Here is a 24140-nt window from a genome sequence, read left to right as displayed (position 1 = left end):
ATGGAAGACGAGAAAGACGCGGATAGCGCCGCCGCATCTGTCGATGGCGAGCGCGAGCGCCGCTGGCGGCTGGCGATCGGCGCCGATGACGAGGCTTCGTCTGCCCTTTCCAGCGACGACAAAAAACTGTCATCGGCGCTCGATGCGCTTTACGGCGACGGCGCCAATGCCGATGCCGACCCGCGCAAGCGGCGCGGCGGGCTCGGCCGCTCGGCGCCGCGCGTGGCGCAGTGGATGGGCGATATCCGCTCCTTCTTTCCCGCGCAGGTGGTCCAGATCGTGCAGAAGGACGCCTTCGAGCGGCTGAACCTGAAGCAGATGCTGATGGAGCCGGAATTCCTCAAGGCCATCGAGGCCGACGTCAATCTCGTCGCCGACCTGATTTCGCTGCGCTCGGTGATGCCGGCCAAGACCAAGGACATTGCCCGTACCATCATCGCCGACATCGTCGCCAAGCTGATGCAGCGGCTGGAGCAGAAGACCGCCGAGGCGATCCGCGGCGCGCTCGACCGCTCGCGCCGCACCAACCGCCCGCGCCAACGCGACATCGACTGGCCGCGCACCATCTCGGCCAATCTTCGCCACTACCAGCCCGAGCAGAAAACCATCGTGCCGGAAAAACTCGTCGGTTTCATGCGCAAGCAGCGCCGGCTGGTCGATCTCGACGAGGTGGTGCTGTGCGTCGACCAGTCCGGCTCGATGGCGAGCTCAGTGATCTATGCCTCGATCTTCGCTGCTGTCATGGCCTCGCTGCCGGTGGTGCGCACCAAGCTGGTCTGTTTCGACACGGCCATCGTCGATCTGACCGAGGAGCTCAGCGATCCCGTCGAAGTGCTGTTTGGCGTGCAGCTTGGCGGGGGCACCGACATCAACCAGGCGGTTGCCTATTGCGCCGACCGCATCGAGCGGCCGACCAAATCCCACTTCGTGCTGATCACCGACCTTTACGAAGGCGGCAGCGGACAGGACTTGCTGCGGCGGCTGGCGGCGCTGGTGCGATCCGGCGTCAATGTCGTGGTTCTGCTGGCGCTGACCGATCAGGGCCGGCCGGGCTACGATCCGGCGATGTCGGCCTCGGTCGCAGCGCTCGGCATACCGGTCTTCGCCTGCACGCCGGACCTGTTTCCCGACATGATGGCGGCGGCATTGCGGCGCGAGGATATCGGCGCCTGGGCGGCGGGCGCAGACATCAAACTGATCCGCGCCGAGACGGAGACACCGCAGCAATAGAGCCGGCACAGGCTCGCTGTGAGACCTATTCGAACGAATAGGCAAACCCGTCCGCGGAAGCGCTGACCGTCACCTTGGTCATCTTCTCGCCGTCGAGCGAACGGTTCAGCACGCCGCGGCTGAGTTCCGGCAGCAGCGTGTTGGTGAGGATGGCGTCGATCATGCGGCCGCCGGACTCGATTTCGGTGCAGCGCGCCTTGACCAGCGCCATGACGCCGTCGCCGATCACCAGTTCGGCGTCGTGGCTGGCGCGCAGCCGCCGCGCGATCTTGCCGAACTGATGGCGGGTGATGGCCTCGATCATCGAATCCGACAGCGGGTAGTAGGGAATGGTCACGACGCGGCCGAGAAAGGCCGCCGGGAAGACCTTCAGCAACGGGGCGCGCAACGCTGCGTCGAGGCCGTCGAGCCCTGCCCTCACCGTGCCGTTCTGGGTCCGCTCCATGATGACTTCGGAGCCGACATTGGAGGTCAGCAGGATCAGCGTGTTCTTGAAGTCGATGCGCCGGCCTTCGCTGTCATCCATCATGCCCTTGTCGAAAACCTGGAAGAAGATTTCGTGCACATCGGGATGGGCCTTCTCGACCTCGTCGAGCAGGATCACCGAATAGGGTTTTCTGCGCACGGCCTCGGTCAGGATGCCGCCCTTGCCGTAGCCGACATAGCCGGGCGGTGCGCCTTTCAGTGTCGAGACGGTGTGCGCTTCCTGGAATTCGGACATGTTGATCGAGATCAGGTTCTGCTCGCCGCCGTAAAGTGTTTCGGCAAGCGCCAGCGCCGTCTCGGTCTTGCCGACGCCCGACGGGCCGCAAAGCAGGAACACGCCGACCGGCTTTTCCGGCGCGCCGAGCCCGGCGCGGCTGGTTTGGACGCGCTTAGCGATCATCTCCATCGCGTGGTCCTGGCCGACGACGCGCTCGGACAAGGTGGTGGCCAGCTTGAGCGCCTTTTCGGTCTGGCTGGACAGCATTCTGCCCGTCGGGATGCCTGTCCAGTCCTGGACCACGGCCGCCACCGCGTTGCGGTCGACGGAGGGCAGGATCAGCGGCGTCTCGCCTTGCGCCGTGGCAAGTTCAGCCATCAGCTCGCGCAGCCTTGCAAGATCAGCTGCGGGATCCGTGGGCGCCGCCTCGGCGTCCGCAAGCGCCTCGGCCTTGGCTTTGGCCGCCTTGGCCTTAGGCTTCTCGGGCTTGGACGTTTCAGCCTTGGGCGGCTCGGCCTTCGGCACCTTGGTCTTTTCTTCGTCCGGCGTCGCTGTTTCGGCATCGGCCTCGTTCGCCGCAACCTCATCCAGCGGCACGCCCTCGCCACGCAGCCTGGCGCGCAGTTCGAGGATTTCGGCTACCAGCGCCTTTTCGCGCTCCCAGCGCGCCTCGGCGGCGGCGAGCGTCGTCTCGGTCTCAGTAAGTCCGGCCTCGACCCGCGCCTGCCGGTCGGCCACTTCGATACCGATCGCCGCTTCGCGGCCGATGATGCCGCTTTCGACCTCCAGCGCCTGGCGGCGGCGCAAAATGTCCTCGACCTCAGCCGGCGTCGCGTGCTGCGAGACCGCGACCCTGGCGCAAGCGGTGTCGAGCAGGCTCACCGCCTTGTCAGGCAATTGCCGCGCCGGGATGTAGCGATGCGACAGGCTGACCGCCGCCTCGATCGCCTCGTCGAGGATCTGCACCTCGTGGTGCTGTTCGAGCACGCCGGCGACGCCGCGCAGCATGAGAACGGCGACCGCTTCCGACGGCTCGTCGATCTTGACCACCTGGAAACGGCGGGTCAGCGCCGGGTCCTTTTCGATGTGCTGCTTGTATTCGGCCCAGGTGGTTGCCGCGATGGTGCGCAGTTCGCCGCGCGCCAGCGCCGGTTTCAGCAGATTGGCGGCGTCGCCGGTTCCAGCCGCACCGCCGGCTCCGATCAGCGTGTGCGCCTCGTCGATGAACAGGATCACCGGCGTTTCGGAGGATTGAACCTCGTCGATGACCGCCTTCAGGCGCTTTTCGAACTCGCCCTTGACGCTGGCGCCGGCCTGCATGAGGCCGACATCGAGCATGCGCACGCTGATGCCTTGCAGCGGCGGCGGTACGTCACCCTGGGCGATGCGCAAGGCGAAGCCCTCTACCACCGCCGTCTTGCCGACGCCGGCCTCGCCGGTCAGGATCGGGTTGTTCTGCCGGCGCCGCATCAGGATATCGATGATCTGCCGGATCTCCGGATCGCGGCCGACGACCGGATCGATCTTGCCGTCATGGGCGCGTTGGGTGAGATCGGTGGCGTACTTGGCCAGCGCGGAATCCCCACCCGGAGCCCGCCGCGGCGCCTCGGCGGCGGGAGTAGCCGCAGCCGCAGCGCCGGCTTCGAGTGAACCCTCGACCACCTCGGCGAAGCGGGCGATGACCGCGTCGGCGTCGATCTTGTCGAACTCGGCGCTGATCTTCGACACCAGGCCCTCCAGCACCGGCGTCTTCAGGCAGGCAAGGATAATATGCGCGCTGCGGACCTCATCGGCCTTGAACTGCAGCCCGGCCAGGCTCCAGGCTTCCTGGATGGCATGAAAGATATGATCGGAAAATTCCTCGATCGAGGTGGCGCCATAAGGCAGTTTGTCGACAGCCCGCGTCATGTCGCTGGTCAGCCGGCTGGCATCGATGCCGGCATCGGCAAGGATCATCTGCACATCCGAGCGCTCGGACAGCACCAGCTGCTCGATGAAATGGACAAGTTCGACGTAAGGATTACCGCGCAGCTTGGCGCTGTCGGCGGCGGCCTTGAAGGCGCGCAGGCAGACCGGATTGAGCTTGCCCACCAGTTCCTTGCGTTTGAAACCCTGCGATGACCGGCGCTGTTCCATCGAACGTGCTCCTGCAATCTGCCCGTCGACAGCCTGCCACATAAGCAGCCGCTTGACAAAGCGCGTCATTCAGCCGGCCGCTTCCCTTTGTGGAAAGTCCCGCGCCACCAAATGCAGACAACCACGATTTTTTCCGATTCTATGCGATGCGCTTCACATACGGGGCTGGGCAAGCACGCCATATATTGCGCCATTCGAGATGCAGTTGCACTGGCTCGCATTAGCGCCCGTTAACTTTTGAGCGGTTTGCCGAATTGTGGTAGGGTGCAACCGTGTGCTAACGTTGGGTCACGTACGGTTTTAGAGCCGGTCGCTGGGGGTAGCTGTGATCGATCTCGCACTCTGGCTTGCTCCGTTGGACGGTGAAAATCCGTCAGGCGGAGACTTGCGCAACGATCCGGCCTTTCACGAGCTCGAGCGCCTTACCGAGCCGCAGGTCAAGGTTGTCCATGACGGGCGCAACAAGCCTGCCGCGCAATCGACGATTCCCGTCGATTGGCCTGCCGTTCTTGGCAAGGCCGAGGAATTGCGTTCGCATGGCCGCGACCTGCGCCTGCTTGTCATCGTCGCCCGGGCGCTCGCCAATGAAGAAGGGCTCGCCGGGCTGGCACAAGGCCTGACGCTGATCGCGCGGACTTTCGAGGCGCATTGGGAGACGATGCACCCGGCGCTGCGGCCCGGCGGCCAGCCGCGCGACGCAGCCTTGCGCCGCCTCAACGCGCTGGCCGACCTGCAGAATAACCAGGACGGGCTGCTGGCGAACCTCAGGCAAATGGTTTTCTTCGCCCCACGACCCATGGGGCCGATCACTGGACGCGATCTGGAACAGGGCGCGCTCGACGACCGCGTCATGCTTCAGGAAGCGGCCTCGGGATTGAATGCCGCCGAAAAGGCAGCGCTGGTCAGCGCGCATGGGCAGCTTCTGAACCGGGTGGGCAGCGGATGCGCCGCGCAGCTGGATCAGGCCGGCGAACAGATGACGGCACTGATCGCCGATGCTCACGTCGCGATCGGAGCGCTCGACGCGGTGGACACGGCGCTGAATGCCCGTCTTGAAGGCCATGGCGCGGCGGTTCCGGACCTGAAGCGCTTTTTGCAGCGCGTGCTGACGACGTTGGAACGCAACACGGCGGTGGAAACGACGGCCCCGGCGGCGACGAATGGCCCAGCCAGCCCGACGCCTGCCACGGCAAGCCCGGCAATGCCGGCCAGAAACGGTCATGGAGCCGAGACGATGGCAAGCTACGCAGAGCCAAGTGCGGGGCTCCCCGACCGGATTTCCTCGCGCGACGATGTGGTGAAATGCCTCGACCTTGTGGTGGCCTTCTACGACCGCACCGAGCCGTCGAGCCCGATCCCGCATCTCGCCCGCCGGGTGCGCCGCATGGTGCACATGGATTTCGTTGAACTGATGGAAGATCTCGCCCCGTCGGGGCTGAAGGAATTCCGGCTGCTCGCCGGCGTTCCCGACGCCAAGAAGACTGCCCAGAAGGATGAAAGGTAGCAACACATGCCAGCCGAAAGCAAAGCGAAGGTCATCGAGCGAAATCGCGCCCCGCGCGTGCAGATCGCCTACGATGTCGAAACCTACGGCAGCCCGACGACGATCGAACTGCCGTTCGTCATGGGCGTGATGGCCGACCTGTCGGGCGCATCGCAGACCAGGGAAGCGGCAAAGACGGTGCTCGACCGTTCCTTTGTCGAGACCGATGCCAACCGCTTCCCCAAATTCATGGAAGCGCTGGGACCCAGGGTCAAGGCGCGGGTGAAGAACACCCTGCCGCAAGCCGAAGGCCAGGAGCGCGACGAAGAGCTCGCACTCGACCTGACCTTCACCAAGATGGGCGATTTCGCCCCCGACAAAATCGCCGAACAGGTTCCGCAACTGGCCGAGATCCTCAAGATGCGGCGCCAGCTCGAGGAACTGCTCGGCTTCATGGACGGTCGCGTCGATGCCGAAAAACGCATCGCCCAGCTGCTGAACAATCAGCCGCTGCTGGCACAGATCGCCAGCCAGGCGATGTCCGACGACGACAAGGGCGAGGAATAAATCATGGCCGAACAGCAAAAGACCGCAGCATCCGTCGCCGAAGCCGAGGCAGTCGATCTCGGCGAATTCAGCCAGCTGCTGGAGAAGGATTTCAAGGTCAAGAAGGACGACAGCGAGAAGCTGCAGCAACTGGTGCGCAACCTGGCGCTGGCGGCGCAGTCGCGTTCCGAGACGACGACGATTTCGTCGAACTCGATCAAGTCGATCAAGTCGCTGATCGCCGGCATCGACAAGATGCTGACGACGCAGGTCAACGAAATCCTTCACGCCCCGGAAGTGCGGGAGATGGAAGGCACATGGCGCGGCCTTTGGTATCTCATTAACAACACCGAGACGGATGCGAAGCATCTCAAGATCCGGGTGATGAACATCTCCAAGGAGCAACTGGCCGACACGCTTGAAGACTATGAAGGCCAGATGTGGGACCAGAGCCCGATCTTCAAGAAAGTCTATACGGACGAGTATTCGATGCTCGGCGGCGAGCCGATCGGCTGCATCGTTGGCGCCTACGAGTTTTCGAACCATCCGCGCGACGTCGGCCTGCTGCGCAACATATCCGGCATCTGCGCCTCGGCGCACACGCCGTTCATCGCCGCCGCCTCACCGCGGCTGTTCCGTATGGACAGCTGGCAGGAACTGCCCAACCCGCAGGACCTGCAGATGATCGTGAACAATCCGGCCTATGCCTCGTGGCAGTCGCTGCGCGAAAGCGAGGACGCCCGCTATATTGGCCTCACCATGCCGCGTGTGCTGGCGCGGCTGCCCTACGGGTCCGAGACCGTTCCGGTCAAGGGCTTCTCCTTCGAGGAGGAGGTGCATGGCGACCACAACAAATATGTCTGGATGAACGCCGCCTTCCCGATGGGCGTCAACATCAACCGCAGCCACAAATTGTTCGGCTGGGGCACGCAGATCCGGGGCGTCGAGAACGGCGGCACGGTGCTCAACCTGCCGGTGCACGCTTTCCCGACGGATGACGGCTCGATCGCGATGAAATGCCCAACGGAAGTCGCCATCGATGACCGGCGCGAGGCGGAACTGGCCAAGCTCGGCCTGATGCCGATCCTGCACCGCAAGAACACCGATCTGGCCGCCTTCATCGGCGCCCATTCGCTGCAGGACGACGAGACCCGCGCTGGACGCCTTGTCGATCCCGACGCACAGTCCAATGAACGGCTCTCCGCCAACCTGCCGTATCTGTTCCCGGTTTCCCGTTTCGCGCACTACCTCAAGGCCATTGCGCGCGACAAGATCGGCTCGTTCAAGGAACGCTCCGACATGCAGATCTGGTTGACCGAATGGATCAACCGGTACGTGCTGGCCAATCCGGCCTTCGCCGACGACAAGGCGCGCGCCAAGCGTCCGCTTGCCGCTGCCGAGGTGCAGGTCGACAGCGTGGAGGGCCGGCCGGGCTACTACAACGCCCGCTTCTATCTGCGCCCGCACTACCAGCTGGAAGGCATCAACGCCTCGCTCAGGCTGGTGTCGGAACTGCCCTCTGTGAAGACTTGATTGCAGCAACCAAAACTTTTTTCGTTTGAAAGCGGTGGAGAAAGAAAATGCCGACCATGAAAATCGATGGTTTTTTGAAAGTTCCGGACATTAAGGGACCCAGCACCCGCGACGGCCACGACGACGAGATCGAGATCCATGGCGTCGACTACAAGATGGTGGCGCCCTATGACCCGAATTCGCTCTCGCGCCGCGGCCGCGTGTCGATGGGCATGATCAAGTTCACCAAGCACTATGACAAATCTTCGCCCTATCTCGCGAAGGCCCTGTTCGAAAACAAGGCGCTGGACGAGGTCAAGTTCTCCGCACGGCGGACCATCGACGGCGAGAGCAAGGACTATCTGGTCGTCACCCTGACCGATGCTTCGATCATGGAATACGACATGTCGCAGGCCGATGACGAAGCCGACCTGATCCAGGAGGAGGTCTCCTTCGCCTACAAGAAGATCAAGTTCGTCTATGACGACAATGACGAAGCCGAAATGGATGTCTATGTCGGCAAGTGAGGGGCGTGCAAAGCGCCCTGCCGCTGACAAGGCACAGGCGGGCGGTTCACGGGCCAAGCGCGAGGCAGTACAGCCTTCGCTCTGGGACCGCCTCGTCAACGATTTGCCCGGCCTGAGTTCCGAGATAGACGGGCTCAGGCAGGCTCTGCTCGACGAACTCGGCGAGGAGCGTCTTGACGAGCTGCTGGCGGACGGACCGAGGCGCATCGACGCCGACGATGCGCTGAACCCCGATCAGAAACGCCGGCTGCACCGGCTGGCGTTTCAGAACCGGCATCGCGGCGAGCTTGAAAGCCGCGGCATCGTGGTGTCGCCCGACGTGCTGCGCGAGGCCGTGCGGCGCGACATCGAGGCGTTGTTCAACACCGAACGCTTCGAGTCGACGCCCATGCTTTCCGATCTCGAGGCCGAGCAGATGACCGACAGTCCGACGGCGCTGGACGACTTTCCGGAGGTACGCCGCAGCGTGGTCAATTATGGCGTGCCGTCCTTCTCCGGCCGTTCGTCGCGCGACTTCGATCGCGATGTTCTGGCGCGTGAGATCCGCGCCGTGCTCGCCACCTTCGAGCCTCGGCTCAAGGAGAGCGCAACGAAGGTCTCGGTCAATCTTGGCGACAAGACCGGCCTGAAGATCGAGATCGACGCCGTGCTGATCATGACGCCGACGCCTGAGCGCATGCGCCTGCGCACGACGATCAATCTCGACAACGGCCTGGCGCGCACCGAGTTCAGGGAAGCCTGAGATGGACCGGGTCTTCGTAGAATATTACGAGGAAGAACTGTCCCACATTCGCGGGCTGGCGGCGGAGTTCGCCGACATGCATCCGGCTGTCGCGCGCAATCTGTCGCTGGATACGGTGCCGTGTCCCGATCCCTATGTCGAGCGGCTGCTCGACGGCGTCGCCTTCCTCGCCGCGCGCACGCGGCTGAAGGTGGACGCCGAACGCTCGCGGTTTTCGCGCGCCATCCTCGACGTGCTCTATCCCGATCTCGTCACGCCGGCGCCGGCCACCGCCATGGTGGTGCTGAAGCCCGGCCAGCAGGTGCAGACCATGCTTGCCGGGCATGTCGTCAAGCGCGGCACGCGGCTGGTCTCCAGCCTACAGGCCGGCCTGTCGACACGCTGCACCTTCACCACGGCACAGGACATGACGCTGTTTCCGATCGCGATCAGTTCGGTCGGCTATTTCCAGGACCGCAGTGCGCTTGCCGCCGCCGGTATTGGCCCGATCGGCGGCAGGGCCGGCGAAGCGGCGCTGCGCATCACGCTTGCTCCGATTGGAAAGGTCCAACTGGGCGAACTGGCGCTCGACCGGCTTGACCTCTACTTCGCCAACCGCACCAAGGCGCCGCTGACGTTCGACGCGATCTTCGGCGTCTGCGCGAGCGTCGGTGCAAGACCTGAAGGCAAGACCAATCCGCTGTCGCCTCTGCCGGCGCCGGAGATGGTGGGCATCGCCGATGCCGAGGCGATGATGCCGCGCACGCGGCCGACCTTCGAAGGCTACCGCCTGCTGCGCGAATATTTCATGATGCCCGAGCGCTTCCACTATGCGCGCGTAACCGGCTTGCAGCCGGTGGTGCGCAAATGCCAGGCGGGGCTTGAGATCGTCTTTTTGTTCAGGCGTCCGGTGCCCGAACTCGCCGATCTGACCCCGGCGGATTTCGAACTTTTCGCGACGCCGATCATCAATCTCTTCGAGCGCGAGTGCAACGTCATCGAGCTCGACCAGCGCAAGACGCGACAGGTGCTGCACGCCGACCGCACGCGGGCACGCGACTTTGAAATCTACCGGGTCATCCGCGTCGAGGACGCCGATGCGGAAGGGCCAGATGCCGAAATACCGGAGCTGTTCAGCCTCGGGCAGAACCGCGGCAGCGGCTGGGTGTACTCGACCGAGCGGCGGCCGCGCCGGCCAACCGAGGACGAGCGCAGCCAAGGCGTGACGCGCACCTCCTATGCCGGCGACGACGTCTTCCTGGCGATCTCGCGCCCGGTCCACAGCCAGGCCAACCGGCCGCTGAAGCGCGTCGACATCGTGGCGCTTTGCACGAACCGCGACCTGGCCATCCTCGACGACACGCCGACGCTGACGCTGGAGGCCGGCGACCCGGTGGAGACGGTCCGGCTGCTGGGCGCGCTGCGGTCGCCGCAGCCGGCCATCCCCGCGGCGCTGCCTGCCGGCGCCGACGGCGAGTCGCGCGCCGATGACCTGGCCTGGCGGCTGGTGTCGCAGCTGGCGCTCAACTTCCTCAGCCTGGCCAAGGAAGGCCGCGGCGTCGATCCGCTGCACGCGCTGCTCGATCTCTATGCCGAGCGCGGCGATCCCGGGCTTGCCCGCAATGTGCGCTCGATCGTGCGCATCGACTCGCGCGCGGTGATCGAAAGGCTGGCGATCGAAGGACCGATGTGTTTCGGCCGCGGCACTGAAGTGACGCTGCATGTCGACCAGTCGGTGCTGGCGGGACAAAGCACCTTGCTGCTGTCGGGTCTGCTGTCGCGGCTGTTTGCCCGTCATGCCGGCATTAATGGGTTCGTGCGCACCCGCACACGTTTGCTCCAGAAACAGGAGGATGTGCCATGGCCGATGACGCCCGGCAATCGCTACCTGATCTAGAGCGAGCCGCAACCCTGTCCGAGAGTTTCGACTTCTTCGAACTGCTGCGTCGGCTGGAGCGGCAAGGCGGCCTGTTCGGCCATTCCGGCCGGCCGGATCGCGAGCCGGCAAGGCTCGGCCAGAATGTGCGCCTGTCCTTCGCGGTGCAGGATGTGGTGGATTTCCGCGAGCCGACGGACAAGTCGCCGGCACGCGTTACGGTCAACAATCTCGGCCTGCTCGGACCCGAAGGGCCAATGCCGTTGCATCTGACGCGCTGGGTGCTCGATCGCCTGTCGCAACGCTGGTACGCGGGTGCCGAGGCACGGCAGACGAGCGACACGACCTTCGTCGATTTCGTCAACATCCTGCAGCACCGGATGATTGCGCTCTACTATCGCGCCTGGGCGGATGCGCATCCGGCGGTGCAGGTCGAACGCGGGGTCGGGGGCCGCGTCCGCTCCATGCTGGAAGCGATGGCCGGCATCGGTCTGCCGGGTACGCAGAATGCCGAACTCGACGCGGTGAAGCTTCGCCAGGCCGCCTCGCTCGCTGCCCAAGTCGACGGCCCCGAGCGGCTGACGTTGTTCCTGGCCGAAGCCTTCAAGGTGCCGGTGGTGCTGAAGGAGTTTGTCGCCGCATGGCTGGCCATCCCGAAGGTGTTGCAGACGCGGCTTGCCGGCAGCTACGCAACGCTGGGCCGCAGCGCCACCATCGGCCCGCGCAGCTTCAGCCGGCAAAGCCGGATCGAGCTGCGCATCGGCGCGCTGAGCTACAAGGACTACAAGGCCTTCCTGCCGGGCGGCGAGCGGCTGAAGCTGTTGAAGCAGGCGGTGCGCGACCTGATCGGCGAGACCATCGATGTCGATCTGAGGATCGTGCTTGCGGCAAAGGCCGTGCCGCCGGCGAAGCTCGGAACCGTCCAGCTCGCCCGCACCACCTGGCTGGCGCGCAATCCTGAGCGGGGAGATGCCGACGACATGCGGCTGCGAACCATCGTCGGCTGGCGGGAAGAGGTGGCGGCATGAGCCTGCTGCTGACGCTCGAACAGGGACCACGCGCGCAAGTCACGCGGCAGGCCCGGCTGGACGAGGGTGAACTGGTGATCGGCCGCAGCGCCGACGCCGACTGGCAGATCAACGATCCTGACATGTTCGTCTCGCGCGCCCACTGCAAGATCACCAGCAAGCAGGGCGGCTATTTCGTCACCGACACCTCCAGCAGCGGGCTGTTCATCGACGATGCCGCCAGCCCGCTCGGCGCGGGAAATTCGGCGCGCCTGCAAAGCGGCATGCGGCTGCGGCTGGGCGACTATGTCGTATGGGTCGACCTGCAGACAGCGACGACCGAACCGCCAGCCTCCAGGCCTTCGGTGCCGGATGCCAGACCGGCGGCATCACGGGCGCCGGTCAGCCTCGGCGGCGACGATTTCTTTTCGTCTACCACCGAAGAAGAGCCGGGACGGCCGCGACCCGCCGACCTGCCCGATCCGTTCGAGAAGCCGGTGCCCGGCGCTTTCGCGCGCGCGCGCTCCGACGAACGCAGCTCGCAGGCGTTCGACGATCCATTCAGCCTCGACCCGGTGGCGACGCCGGCGCCGGAGGCCGCCACCGACAAAGGCGGCGGCAAGCCGCTGTTCGACGACCCCTTCGGCCTCGACTCCGCGCCGCTGTCGAGAGAGCCAATCAGATCCAGTTCCGAGAAGCCGCCGGCCTTTGATGACGGGTTTGGTTTTGGCCCTGCCGAGTCCACCAGCCTCGACGCCGGCGCGACGGATGGCGGCGGAAGCGATGCGCCCTCGCCTGCCCCCTCTCCTGCGCCTTGGGACCTGCCCGTCCGCGCGGCCGAGCCATCGCCACGGCAGCCACCACCAGCCCCGTCTCCACCGCCGCCGCGCGCTCCTGTCCGGCAAGCCGCGGCGCGGCCGCCGGCCGGACAGTCGAACGCGGAATTGCGCGCGGCTTTCCTGCGCGGCATGGGCATGGACGAGGCCGATTTTCCCGGCCGCGACCCGGTGGCCGATATGGAGAAGTTCGGACGCGAATACCGGCTGATGATGGAAGGGCTGATGCAGCTTTTGCGCAAGCGCGCCGAAGAGAAGGGCAATGCCCGCGTCGCCCAAACCGTGGTTGGCGCATCCGAGGTCAACCCGCTCAAATTCCTGCCCTCGGTCGACGATGCGCTGGTGACCATCCTGGCCGAGCGCAGCCCCGGTTTCCTAGGCGCCGAGGCGGCGATCCAGGACGCGGTGCGCGATCTGGCGCAGCACCACGTTCGCGCCTGGCGCGGCGTGCAGGGCGCGCTCAAGCGCATGATCGATCGCTTCGATCCGGCGGCGATCGAGCAGGAACTGAAGTCGAGTTCTGCGATCGGCAATCTGCTGACCGGCGGGCGCGGCGCCAAGCTCTGGGAACTGTACCAGAAACGCCACAGTGAAATCGCTCACAGCGCCGAGACGCGCTTTCTGGGCGAAATCGGCGCTGATTTTCGAGACGCATATGAGGAGGACTAGGACATGATCGACAGACGCGAATTCATTCTTGCCTTGGGCGCGACGGGACTGCTGACGGCTTGCCAGAGCGGCCCGCCGAAACCGTCCGTCATAACGGTCAATCTTGCCGGCGGCGCCGGCATGAACCCGGGACCGGGCGGTGGCGACAGGCCGGTTACCGTAATGATCTTGCGTCTGAAGAGTACTGGCGCCTTCAATTCTGCCGATTATTTCGCCCTGCAAGGCGGTGCGGGCTCCGCCCTTGGCGGCGATCTCGTCGGCTCCGACACGATTTCGGTTGGACCCGGCAAGACCGCGTCGAAGACGATCACGGTCGAGCCGGAGGTGGCGGCCCTGGGCTTCGTCGCGCTGATCAGGGAACCCGGCGGACGCAACTGGCGCACGACCAAGTCGGTGTCGCCGGGATCGAAGTTCACCGTCAATGTGAAGCTCGGCAGCGGCGGCATTTCCGCCTAGCGGCGAAAGTCCGCAAAGCCGCACCAAGGTGATGAGCAGGAAGCAGAGAGTGCCGGCATGAGCGATGCAAACAGGGTGCTGTGGTCGGAGGGGCTATTCCTGCGCACCCAGCATTTCCAGCAACAGGACCGCTTCTTCGAGGCGACGGTGCGCGGCGCCTTGCAGGCCGGGCATCTGCATACGTTCGGCTTTCGAACGCTGACGCTCGATCAGGCACTGCTCGATGCCGGCCAGATTTCGGTGCTTTCGGCGCGCGGCATCTTTCCCGACGGGACGCCGTTCTCGATCCCCGAGACGATGGATGCGCCGCGGCCGCTGGCGGTGACGCCGGAGATGGGCGCAGGACCGGTGCTGATCGCGCTGCCGCTCGAACCACCCGGCGGCGTCGGCTTCGACCCGGCGCACGCCGAGCCGTCGGGCGCGCGCTATCGCGGCCGGATCGTTTCGGTGCGCGACGCCGTGCATGGCGGCTCCGACCCGGAGGAAATCGAGATTGCACGACCGCAGGCGCTGTTGCTGGCGCCGGGTACAGCGGTCGGCGGCTACACCGCGTTGCCGGTGGGCGAACTCAAGGGCGTGCGCGCCGATGGCGGGGTGGCGCTCGACGACACCTTCCTGCCGCCGACCTTGGTCATCGGCGCGGCCTCATGGTACAGCCGCCTGCTGCAGGAGGTGGTCACCGGTCTCGACCAGATCGCCGAGGCGCATGGCAAGATGGTGCTGGGCGGTCCGGGGCGCAGCGTCGAGGATCTGTTGATCCTCAATCTGGTCAACGCCGCGCGGCCGCGGCTGGCGCACATGCTGGCGCAGGACGTGTTCCATCCGGCCGAGGTCTATATGGAGCTGGCCGGCCTCGCCGGTTCGATGGCGACCTACGGCTCGAGCGCGCGGCGGCTCGGCGAACTGCCTGTTTACGACCACATGGCGCCTGGCCCGGCCTATTCGGCGCTGGCCGACGCACTGCGTTCGCTGATCCTCAGCCTGCGCTACATCGAGCCGAAATCCCGCGCGCTCCCGGTCATGCGGCATGCCACCAATGTGTGGAAGATCCGCATCGACAACCCGAAGCTTCTGGTGGCGAGCCGGATCGTGGTGCGGATCGGCTCCGAACTGTCGGAAGATGCCTTGCGCAAGATTTTCGTCAACCAGGCGACGGTCGGCTCGGCGAGCGAATTCGAAGGGCTGTGGAAGTCGCGCCTACCCGGCATTCCGCTGAAGCCATTGCATTCGCAGCCGCGCGAAATTCCCTATGACGGCGACCGGCTGTGCCTCGAACTCGACCAGAAAAGCGAGCACTGGGCCTCGCTGCTCGAAGCGCCCGGCTTTGTGATCGGCGTTTCGGGCGTGCTGCCCAGCGAACCGCAGGTCGACTGCTACTCGGTCAACAGGTGAGATGATGAGCAGGGACGATCCATTCGGACTGTCCGAGGATCGGGAGCGCACGCGCATCCGTCTGAGCGGAGCGCCGACGCCGCGCGCCATGCCCCTGCCGGCATCGGGCGTCACAGCCAAGCGTTCCTCGCGCGCGCATCCGAACGTTCTCGTCAACGCGTTCTCACCCTTGCTGGAATTTGCGCCCGAACTGGAAAACGCGCTGCCACCGGAGAACCCGGAAGCGCTGCGCACAAGGCTGCTCGATGAACTCGTGCGCTGCCGCGATGCCACCATGGCGCAAGGCTCGTCGCTCGAGCGCGCCGACCAGGCGGCGTGGCTGGTTGCTGCCCTGCTCGATGACCTCGCGTTGAACACGCCGTGGGGCGGCGCCAGCGCCTGGCCGCGCCAGCCGCTGGTGGTGATGCTGCGCGGTGACGTCGACGCAGGCGCGCAATTCTTCGCCCGCCTCGAAGACCTCGAGCGCCATCCCAACCGCGACCGCGAAATGCTGGAGCTGCAATATCACTGCATGGCGCTGGGCTTTCGCGGCAAATACCGCGTGCCCGGCCGCTCCGGCGACCGTTCGCTCAATGCCGTTCGCGTAGCGGCGGCGCGTTTCCTGCGCGACAACGACGCCGAAGGCGCACCGTTGTCGCCCAACTGGAAGGGCGTGATCGCGTCCGACGAACCGCAGCGCTTCATCGTGCCGATCTGGGTGATGGCGGCGGCCGCAGCAGTGATCGCGACAGCCATCCATGTCGGCCTGTCGATGGGGCTGAGCAGCCAGGCGGTCGAGCTTTCGGCGCTGGTGCGCGCACTGCCGCCGCCGACACGCGCCGATGTCACCCGCGCCTCGCCGAAGGTCGACGCGCCGCCGCCGGTGGCGGTGGATTTCGCGCTGCTGCCGGAGTTCCAGGCAGCGGCACCGGACGAGCTCAAGAAAGCGCTGAGCGGCACCGAGAGCGTCTCGCTGGCGCGGCTGGTCATCCAGGCCTCCAACCCCGAACTCTTCCAGTCGTCGCGCGCGCAGCTGACCGACGGTTTCGATCCGCTCATAGCCTCGGTCGCCAAGGTGATCCTCGAAAACCAGGAGCTGATCGGCGATATCACCGTGGTCGGCCACACGGACGGTATTCCGCTACAGAAGACCAATCCGCTGTCGACCAACCAGCGGCTGTCGGAGGCGCGTGCCGCCGAGATTGCCGACATACTGATCCAGAACGGCGTGCCGAAGGATCGCGTGCGCTCCGAAGGCCGCGCCGCGACCGATCCTGTCGCCGACGACGGCACACGCGAGGGGCGGGCCTTGAACCGCCGCGTCGAAGTGCTGGTCGAGAAGAGGCTGTGACATGTTCATCCTGCGCTTCCTCTGGGCGGTCCTGACCTCGCGTTTCCTGTGGACGCTGATCGGGCTTGCGCTGCTGTCGCTGATCATCTGGGTGTTCGGCCCGATCGTGCGGGTCGGCGACTATGTGCCGATGGCAACGGAAACGGTGCGCATCGTCATCATCGCGCTTCTGGTGATCTTCTGGCTGATCTGGCTGATCGTCGCGCAGCGCCGCGCGATCCGCGCCAACCGCATGTTCGTCGCCGAGATTGCCGCACCCGTCGAGGAAAAGCGGCTCAGCCCCGGTGAGGAGAACGTCGCCGCGGTCGGCGCCAAATTCCAGGACGTCATGGTCGAGCTGAAGCGGCGCAAGCTCGGTGGCCGCAAATTCCTGCGCGAAATGCCGTGGTATGTGATCGTCGGCCCGCCGGCGACCGGCAAGACGACGGCCTTGCGCCAGTCCGGCCTCAACTTTCCGATCGACCTGACCGACGATCTGCAAGGGATCGGCGGCACGCGCAACTGCGACTGGTTCTTCTCCGAAAACGCGGTGATGATCGACACTGCCGGCCGCTATGTGCAGCAAGAAAGCCAGCCCGACGTCGACGCCGCCGAATGGCTGGGCTTCCTCGACCTGTTGAAGAAGCACCGCGGCCGCCGCGCGCTGAACGGCGTTATCGTCGCGCTTGGGATCGATGCGCTTTCGGAAGGCGACGAAGCCGTCAAGGCGCATGGCCGCAAGATCCGCAGGCGACTGGCGGAGCTTGAAGAGCGGCTGGAAATCCGGCTGCCGGTCTATCTCATGCTGACCAAGGCCGATCTGATAAGAGGCTTCGAGGCTTTCTTCGGCGGCCTGTCGACGCAGGCGCGCGAACAGGTTTGGGGCACGACCTTCCCTCTCGACGCGCGCGTAGACGCCAAGACGATCGCGGGCGAAATCTCGACGCTTTCGAGGGAGCTCGAAAAGCGGCTGGTGCCGCGGCTGGAAGACGAAGACAAGCTCGCCGAGCGGGCCGAGATCTTCCGCTTTCCCGCCCAGCTGCAAAGCCTGTCCGAGCCCATCCAGGTGCTGGTCGAGGCGATGTTCGGCGAGAGCCGCTACGAGGAAGCCGCCTGGCTGCGCGGCCTCTATTTGACCTCGGCGACGCAGGAAGGCGCGCCGATCGACCGGCTCACCGCCGCACTCGCCTCTTCCTTCGGCCTGCCGGCGCGACGCTCGATGCCGACGCAGCGTTTTGAAAAGCGCAGCTTCTTCCTCAAGAACCTTTTGACCGAAGTGATCTTCAAGGAGGCCGGGCTCGGTACGTTCGATCCGCTGGCGCAGCGCCGCCGCAGCTGGATCTGGCGCGGCGCCGCCGCTGTCTGCGCGGCCGCCGCTATCCTGGCCGGTTCGCTGTTCGCCTGGTCCTACTACGACAACCGCAATGCCATCGCCGCGCAGGCCGGCCAGTTCGAGGCGCTGCAAGCGCCGCTGACGTCGGCCGCCGCGACGCCCGCCTCGGTGCAGCAGCCGGCGATGGACGTTGCCCTCAACGCCATGGATGAGGTCGCCAGTGCCAGGACTGCGCCGCCCGACAAGGCGCAGGATCTGCTCGGGCCATCGGCTTCCGCCGAACTGATGCGGGCGCAGACCGACACCTATGACCATGCTTTGCGTAACGTGCTCGAGCCGCGCATGGTGGCGCTGCTGGAAGCGACGATGTGGCGGCAGATCCGCGATCCGGATTTCATGCTGGGCGCGCTCAAGACCTACCGCATGATGACCGGCCTGTCGCAGATGGATTCGGATTTCGTGCAGAATTGGTGGGTGAACGACCTGCCCGAATTCGCGCCGGCCGCCCCCTTCCCGACCGCCGATGCGGAAGAACACCAGCTGGCCGCGATCCGCCGCATGGCGGTCGACGACAGCTACATTGCGCCCGACCAGGCGCTGGTCGCCGAAGCGTTGAAGACGGTGTGCACGATCTCGCTGCCGGCGCGCGCCTACAAACAGTTGCTGGCCGACCCGGCGGTAGCCGGATTGAAGGAATGGATCCCCGCCAATTTCGCAGGCCCGAACGGCGCCAAGGTGTTTTCGCGACGCTCCGACAAGACGCTGCGTGTCGGCATATCAGGCGCCTTCACCTATGACGGTTTCCACGACGCGATCCTCGACCGGGTCGAGGACGTCGCCGCCCAGGCGGCACTCGACCGCGCGGTGTTTGCCGGCGGCTGCTCGGAGAATTCCGAAACGTCCGTGTCGGCGCTGTCGGAAGACATTCTGAAGCTCTACTATGACGACTACATCGCGCAGTGGGACAGTTTCCTGCGTGACATGCGGCTGGCGCCGCTCAGCGACCTCAACATTGCCAGCGAGAATCTGAAGGACCTTTCCAGCGCCGATTCCGCGTTGAAGCGGCTGTTGACGGCCGTCGTCCAGGAGGTCGACCTTACCCGCTCCGACGAGGCGCCGGCGACCGACGACAAGGCGGCGGCGAAGGGCGGCTCCAAACTTTTGGGCAAACTCGGCAAGCTGGGCAAGATCGTCAAGACAGGCGCCAAGCTGTTGCCGCGCGCCGGCTCGGCCAGCGAGGTCGACCTGACCGGCACGCTGGTGGCCGAGCACTTCAAGCCGCTCAAGAGCACGATTGCCGAGGTCGATGGCCAGCCGCCGGCGCTTGACGCCGCGGTGGTGGCGCTGACGGCGCTGTCCAATGTGCTGCAGACGGTGACCGCCAATCCCGACCCGCAGGACGCGATCAAGAAACAGGGCGGGCTTGCCGAGCTGACCGGCGCCGTCGCCAGGCAGGCGCAGATCCTGCCCGATCCGGTCAACACCTGGCTGAGCGGCATCGCCGGCGACACCAGCGGGCTGACGCAGAAGGCCGTGGCCTCCGAGCTCAACGCAATATGGCGTGCCGACATCCTGCCCTTCTGCCAGGCTGCGCTCAACGACCGCTATCCGTTCAGCCCCGACAGCGCCGTCGACGTCAACGTGCGCGACTTCGCCCGCCTGTTCGGGCCGGCGGGTATGATCGACGCCTTCATAAACGACCATCTGATCAGCTATGTCGACACCTCGGCGCAGCCGTGGAAATGGCGCGCCGATTTCGGCCTCGACCCTTCGGCACTTGCCGCCTTCGAGCAGGCGCGGCGCATCCGCGACGATCTCTTTCCCGGTGGCCAGGGCCCGGTGATGGCGTTCACGCTTGAGCCGACGGACCTGTCGCCCAACGTCACCCGCGTCACCCTCAATCTCGACGGCCAGAGCCTCGTCTATTTCAACAATGCGACGCGGCCGCAGCCGATGACCTGGCCCGGCAAGGACGGCACCGGTGTCATCTCGCTCGCTTTCCAGCCGATCGACGGCTCGCCCGAGATCATGCTCAACGAGACCGGCAGCTGGGCGTGGCTGAGGATGCTGCGCGGCGGCCGCTTTACCGGCACCTCGTTGTCCGATGTCTACAGCCTGCGGCTGGGAACGAAAGGCATGTACGCCGATTTCAAGCTCAAGGCGGCAAGCGTCGAAAATCCCTACAACCTCCAGATGTTCAAGAAATTCTCATGTCCGCCGCAGATATGATCCTGCCCGGCTTCTACGGCAAAATGCCCGCCACCGGCGATTTCGTGACCCGGCGGCTGACGGGCGAGTTCGTGCGCCTGTGGGACCGCTGGCTGGCGCAGCATCTGGTGCCGCTGTTCGGCCAGGACATCTGGCCGCCTGCCACCGCGCTGCGGTTCCTCGCCGGCCCGAATTCCTTCGGCGCGTCGGCCGGCATCATCGTGCAAAGCGCCGACAAGGTTGGCCGGAAATTCCCGCTGAGCGTCGTCGCGCAACTGCCTGGAGCCCCCGTTACGCTCACGCATGCCGAAGCCTGGTTTGCCGGGGTCGAAGAGGCGGCCACCGCCGCCCAGCGGGGCGAGCTGACGGCCGACGAACTGGACGCAGCGCTCGGTGGACTGCCTGTGCCGTCGGTCGAACCAGGCGAAGAGCTGATTGCCGACATGGTGATGTGGACGGCGCACTCCGACATTTTCGACATCGACCCGCAATCGCCGCAAGCGACGCTGGAGACAATTCTCGCCGGCAGTTGGGAGATCAGCTGACGATGTGGCAGGTGGCAAACGATACGCCATTCATGGCAAGCGGCATCTGGACTCGTGATCGGGACGGAGGCGAGGTATGGATGGTCGCCGTACGGTGCAGCTTTCGCATCAATCCGGATGGGACGACGGCCGTAGCCGATGAACAGGAGCCTCCCGTAGTGGCGCCTAAATTCGGTGGCGGGCCGGGCGCGGGCAGCCTGATATACGACTCCGACTTCTACCTGACCAAGCCGACAACCGACGTGCTCCTTCATGGGCATGCCTACGCTTTGGGGGGCAAGCCCACCACATCCGTGGACGTCAGCATGAGAGTAGGTGAACTGCAAAAATCCCTGCGGATCACCGGAGATCGGCCCTACAAGCACTCGGTGTCCGGTGTGAGTGTTGGGTCGCCGCAGCCGTTCATACGCATGCCGCTGGTCTATGAGCGCGCCTATGGCGGGGCGGAGCCTGATCCCGTCAAAGACCCGACGCGGCCAAACTTTGACCAATACAACCCGGTCGGCACCGGATTTGTGCCCATGGCCGGCAAGATCGCACCGAATGTTGAAACCGTGGGGGCCAACGGCGGAACCAAGCCGGCGGGCTTCGGGCCGATCCCGTCGCACTGGCGCCAGCGCGCCCAATATGCGGGCACCTATGACGGGGCCTGGCAGAAAAATCGCAGCCCCTTGTATCCAGCCGACCTGGATGATCGCTTTTTTCTCTGCGCTCCCGAGGACCAGCGCCCGAAGCATGCTTTCCGGGGCGGAGAGCCAGTGGAATTGCTGAACCTGACGCCGACCGGGCGGCTGGCATTTCTTCTACCTCGCGTCGCCTTCCGGTTTGAAACAGATATCAAGGGCAAGCCGCGCATCACGCACCGTGGCGCTCTGCACAGCGTGATCCTCGAGCCGGACGTGCCGCGCGTGGTGCTGGTCTGGCGAACATCCCTGCGGGCGCATGCCGATGTGCAGCGGCTGACTCAGACGCGGGTCAGCCTGTTGTTGGTGACGAACGCGCATCCACGCATGGTCCCGTCCGGGATTGACGAGGGTTGGCGCGACCCGGACGACGAAGGCGGTGAAGGGCGGTGAGGGTAACGATTATCGGATCCGGAGCACGGACGGCCGTCGGCATGACAGCGGCCGCGACGGCCGCTGCCGTGCGCGCCGGTATCGCCGGCTTCGGCCAACATCCGTTCGTGGTCGATACTGCCGGCAACAGTATGATCGTGGCCGCAGCGCCATACATCGGCATGGATGTGAGAGGCGCGGCCCGATTGGCGGAACTGGCGGCGCCCGCCGCGGTTGAAGCTGTCGGATCATCGTCTTCGATCGGTCAGCTGCCGATTCCCCTCTTTGTCGGCTTACCGCCTGTGCGGCCGGGTCGCGGCGACGACGTGCCGGCCATAGTCGTCGACCGGTTGCGCGAAGAGTTGGCCTCCGTGTGCCGTATCGAAAAAATCGGCGTGATCGAATCTGGGCACGCTGCCGGAACGATGGCGATCGAAAGAGCGTGGCATGCGGTGCAGTCCGGCGCGTCCGAATTCGCACTGGCGGGCGGTGTCGATTCCTACCTTGAACCGGAAACTCTGGATTGGCTCGAAGAAAACGATCAAGTCCACTCAGCCGGTCCGGAGAACAATGCCTACGGTTTCATCCCCGGCGAAGCAGCGGGATTTGTGTTGCTGACAAGCACAGCCACGGCACGACGCTATCAGCTATCGGCGACGCTGGAGCTGATGTCGGTTGCCCTTGCCCGCGAAACGAACCTGATCAAGACCGACACAGTGTGCACCGGCGAGGGCATGCTGGCGATGTTCCAGGCCCTGGCAGGCGATCCACCCGCAATTAAAGTGGATCATCTATACTGCGACATGAACGGCGAGCCATACCGCGCGGATGAGTTTGGTTTTGCGAGTATCCGTGCGAGCGACCTGTTCCAAACGCCTGACGCGTTCACAGCCCCCGCGGACTGCTGGGGCGACGTCGGGGCTGCTTCCGGCCCGCTGCTGCTGATGCTGGCCGAGGCCGCGACCAGGAAACGGTATGCTGAAGGCCCTGTCCTGGCGGCATTCACGAGTTCGGAGTCGGGTGAGCGTTGCGGATTCCTGGCCCGCGACCGTACGGAGGCCGGGGCACGCTGATGTCGGTAACCGTCAAGATCAACGGCACGATGCAAGGGATCGTCCACAAGGGCAGTTCCGACTTCGCGATGAGCACGGCTCCCGACGTGTGCAAGACACCCAGCCCTGGCGGACCTGTCCCTATTCCCTATCCAGTCATCATCTCGAACGCCAGCGACCTGGCCAACGGCACGACGACGGTAAAGGTCGATGGAAACTCCTGCGCCATCAAGGGGTCTGAGCTTAGTCGCTGCTCAGGCGATGAGGCGGGAACCGCCGGCGGCGTTGTGTCGAGCACCAACATGAAGGAGGCGACATGGATTACGTACTCCTTCGACGTGAAAATGGACGGGTCAAACGTCTGTCGGTTCAGCGACAAGCTGAAGATGAACCACGGCAACACGATCTGCATGGCGGGCATTATCCCCGACGTGTGCAAGGCCGGCAGCAATCCACTGATTATCAAATGCTCCGACTACAAAGAAGAACGGAACAAGGAGAAGCGCGAATGCGATATAAAGTGCATGTGCGCCAAATGCCTGGAGATGAACAAGCAGGGCGATTTTCGGCGTCAGGCTTCGCACGCGCCGCGGTCGGGCGGGCGAAAGAGTTTGCGCAAGCTCGGCAACGCAGGGGCCAACGCCTACCGCAAGGCGCTGACCGACCAGCTTCCTCCCAAAGGCACCGCTAAGCCCGACGATATCAAAGACAACTTCGTCCACAAATGCGCGCATGACAGATGGAAGGATCAGGGAGCCAAACCCAAATTGCCGGGGATGAGCCCCGATCACATGAAGGAAATCCAGGTGGGCGGTGCGACCAAGGACTTCGCGAACCTGAGGATGATGCCGTCCAAACCGAACGAATGGATTGGTTCGAAGATGAAGGGTTTCAAGACCACGGATTTTACCTACGCAAACGGGAAAAAGGTCAAGGCTCACACGGGCGTCACGCTCGATTGCTGCAAATAGATGGGATGGGAACGATGGCCAAGGATATCCGTGCACGGCTACAGGCTCTGGTCTCGAAGCTGTATCAGGTCCGGGAAGAGTTCTACCAGGTGGCGTTTGGTCAGTCCGCCGACCAGGTCCTCGGGCCGCCAGCCTCCGAGCAGCAGCTACAGGCCTTCGAACGCAGTCTCGGCTACGCCCTGCCTCCAAGCTATCGCGAGATGCTGCTGCTGCACGATGGCTGGGCAGCGCTGGAGGACGAAGCCGACCTCTTGTCCCTGGCGCAGCGCCATGAGGAGGAAATTCGTGACCGCGTCAAAAGCTTCAAGAAGATGATGCGCGAGGGCGAAGACCCCTACAATCCGGATAATCTGCTGGTCGTCGGCGGCGCGGATACCACCTTTGTCGTTTACCTCGACATCGACACTCGCCGGGCTGACGGCGAAATGGATGTCGTGGAATACACCTACGAAGAGGGAGAATTGGCCCGGCATAAGGATATGGCTGCATATCTCAAGAGCAATTACGACGAGGTGCGCGAGTGGATCAAGGACGAGAAGGGGGCGGACGCGGGTCCGGACCCCAAAGAGTAAC

Annotated in this window: 19 protein-coding genes; 18 read left to right on the top strand and 1 reads right to left on the bottom strand. The window is 64.8% G+C overall.

Translation table 11 applies throughout. The annotated features are described in order from the left end of the window. Positions 1-1230 (top strand): VWA domain-containing protein, encoded by a 1230-nt coding sequence (locus JQK88_RS26465; RefSeq protein ID WP_203279942.1) that lies wholly within the window; start codon positions 1-3, stop codon positions 1228-1230. A gap of 25 nt (positions 1231-1255) precedes the next feature. Here JQK88_RS26465 and tssH read toward each other — a convergent pair whose 3' ends face one another. Then, positions 1256-4069, bottom strand: a complete 2814-nt coding sequence (tssH, locus tag JQK88_RS26460) for a type VI secretion system ATPase TssH (RefSeq protein ID WP_203279965.1) — start codon at positions 4067-4069, stop codon at positions 1256-1258. Between the two features lie 325 nt (positions 4070-4394). On the opposite strand from tssH, the gene tssA reads away from it, so the two are divergent. From tssA to JQK88_RS26375, 17 genes are read left to right on the top strand one after another with little or no spacing between them, the layout of a single operon-like run. Then, positions 4395-5573 carry a type VI secretion system protein TssA gene (gene tssA / locus JQK88_RS26455; RefSeq protein ID WP_203279941.1) on the top strand — a complete coding sequence of 393 codons (1179 nt, stop codon included), beginning with the start codon at positions 4395-4397 and terminating at the stop codon, positions 5571-5573. A gap of 6 nt (positions 5574-5579) precedes the next feature. Then, complete coding sequence (gene tssB / locus JQK88_RS26450) at positions 5580-6119, top strand: type VI secretion system contractile sheath small subunit (RefSeq protein ID WP_112565907.1); 540 nt, start codon at positions 5580-5582, stop codon at positions 6117-6119. Positions 6120-6122: 3 nt separating this feature from the next. After that, a complete protein-coding gene (gene tssC / locus JQK88_RS26445; RefSeq protein ID WP_112565910.1) occupies positions 6123-7631 on the top strand; it encodes a type VI secretion system contractile sheath large subunit in 1509 nt (502 codons plus the stop codon). 56 nt (positions 7632-7687) lie between these two features. After that, positions 7688-8137, top strand: a complete 450-nt coding sequence (locus JQK88_RS26440; protein ID WP_192256823.1) for an Hcp family type VI secretion system effector — start codon at positions 7688-7690, stop codon at positions 8135-8137. Next, entirely contained in the window at positions 8124-8879 is a 756-nt protein-coding gene (tssE, locus tag JQK88_RS26435; RefSeq protein ID WP_192256825.1) for a type VI secretion system baseplate subunit TssE, read from the top strand. The genes JQK88_RS26440 and tssE overlap by 14 nt, the downstream gene beginning before the upstream one ends. A 1-nt stretch (position 8880) precedes the next feature. Further along, a complete protein-coding gene (tssF, locus tag JQK88_RS26430; RefSeq protein WP_192256030.1) occupies positions 8881-10755 on the top strand; it encodes a type VI secretion system baseplate subunit TssF in 1875 nt (624 codons plus the stop codon). Beyond that, a complete protein-coding gene (gene tssG, locus JQK88_RS26425) occupies positions 10719-11762 on the top strand; it encodes a type VI secretion system baseplate subunit TssG (RefSeq protein WP_192256022.1) in 1044 nt (347 codons plus the stop codon). Before tssF ends, tssG begins: the two co-directional genes overlap by 37 nt. Further along, complete coding sequence (gene tagH, locus JQK88_RS26420; RefSeq protein WP_203279940.1) at positions 11759-13246, top strand: type VI secretion system-associated FHA domain protein TagH; 1488 nt, start codon at positions 11759-11761, stop codon at positions 13244-13246. The genes tssG and tagH overlap by 4 nt, the downstream gene beginning before the upstream one ends. A 3-nt stretch (positions 13247-13249) precedes the next feature. Beyond that, a complete protein-coding gene (tssJ, locus tag JQK88_RS26415; RefSeq protein ID WP_203279939.1) occupies positions 13250-13702 on the top strand; it encodes a type VI secretion system lipoprotein TssJ in 453 nt (150 codons plus the stop codon). Between the two features lie 57 nt (positions 13703-13759). After that, entirely contained in the window at positions 13760-15094 is a 1335-nt protein-coding gene (gene tssK / locus JQK88_RS26410) for a type VI secretion system baseplate subunit TssK (RefSeq protein WP_192256019.1), read from the top strand. Between the two features lie 4 nt (positions 15095-15098). After that, positions 15099-16424, top strand: a complete 1326-nt coding sequence (gene icmH / locus JQK88_RS26405; RefSeq protein WP_203279938.1) for a type IVB secretion system protein IcmH/DotU — start codon at positions 15099-15101, stop codon at positions 16422-16424. A gap of 1 nt (position 16425) precedes the next feature. Further along, complete coding sequence (gene tssM / locus JQK88_RS26400) at positions 16426-19965, top strand: type VI secretion system membrane subunit TssM (RefSeq protein WP_203279937.1); 3540 nt, start codon at positions 16426-16428, stop codon at positions 19963-19965. Further along, positions 19947-20489, top strand: a complete 543-nt coding sequence (gene tagF / locus JQK88_RS26395) for a type VI secretion system-associated protein TagF (protein WP_246750052.1) — start codon at positions 19947-19949, stop codon at positions 20487-20489. The genes tssM and tagF overlap by 19 nt, the downstream gene beginning before the upstream one ends. Positions 20490-20491: 2 nt before the next feature. Next, positions 20492-21565 carry a DUF2169 family type VI secretion system accessory protein gene (locus JQK88_RS26390; protein ID WP_203279936.1) on the top strand — a complete coding sequence of 358 codons (1074 nt, stop codon included), beginning with the start codon at positions 20492-20494 and terminating at the stop codon, positions 21563-21565. A 41-nt stretch (positions 21566-21606) separates the two neighbouring features. Next, positions 21607-22617, top strand: coding sequence for a beta-ketoacyl synthase N-terminal-like domain-containing protein (locus JQK88_RS26385; protein ID WP_192255999.1), 1011 nt, complete (start codon positions 21607-21609; stop codon positions 22615-22617). Continuing rightward, positions 22617-23567: a DUF4150 domain-containing protein gene (locus JQK88_RS26380; RefSeq protein ID WP_192255997.1), complete on the top strand. Its 951-nt coding sequence runs from the start codon at positions 22617-22619 to the stop codon at positions 23565-23567. Before JQK88_RS26385 ends, JQK88_RS26380 begins: the two co-directional genes overlap by 1 nt. A gap of 14 nt (positions 23568-23581) precedes the next feature. Next, positions 23582-24139: an SMI1/KNR4 family protein gene (locus tag JQK88_RS26375; RefSeq protein ID WP_192255995.1), complete on the top strand. Its 558-nt coding sequence runs from the start codon at positions 23582-23584 to the stop codon at positions 24137-24139. Position 24140: the final 1 nt, after the last annotated feature.

Origin of the sequence: Mesorhizobium caraganae (genome assembly GCF_016836705.1) — a bacterium.
In the GTDB taxonomy this organism is placed as follows: domain Bacteria; phylum Pseudomonadota; class Alphaproteobacteria; order Rhizobiales; family Rhizobiaceae; genus Mesorhizobium; species Mesorhizobium caraganae.
Note: the sequence above shows the minus strand (reverse complement) of the source record. Positions and strands in the feature narration are given on the sequence as shown.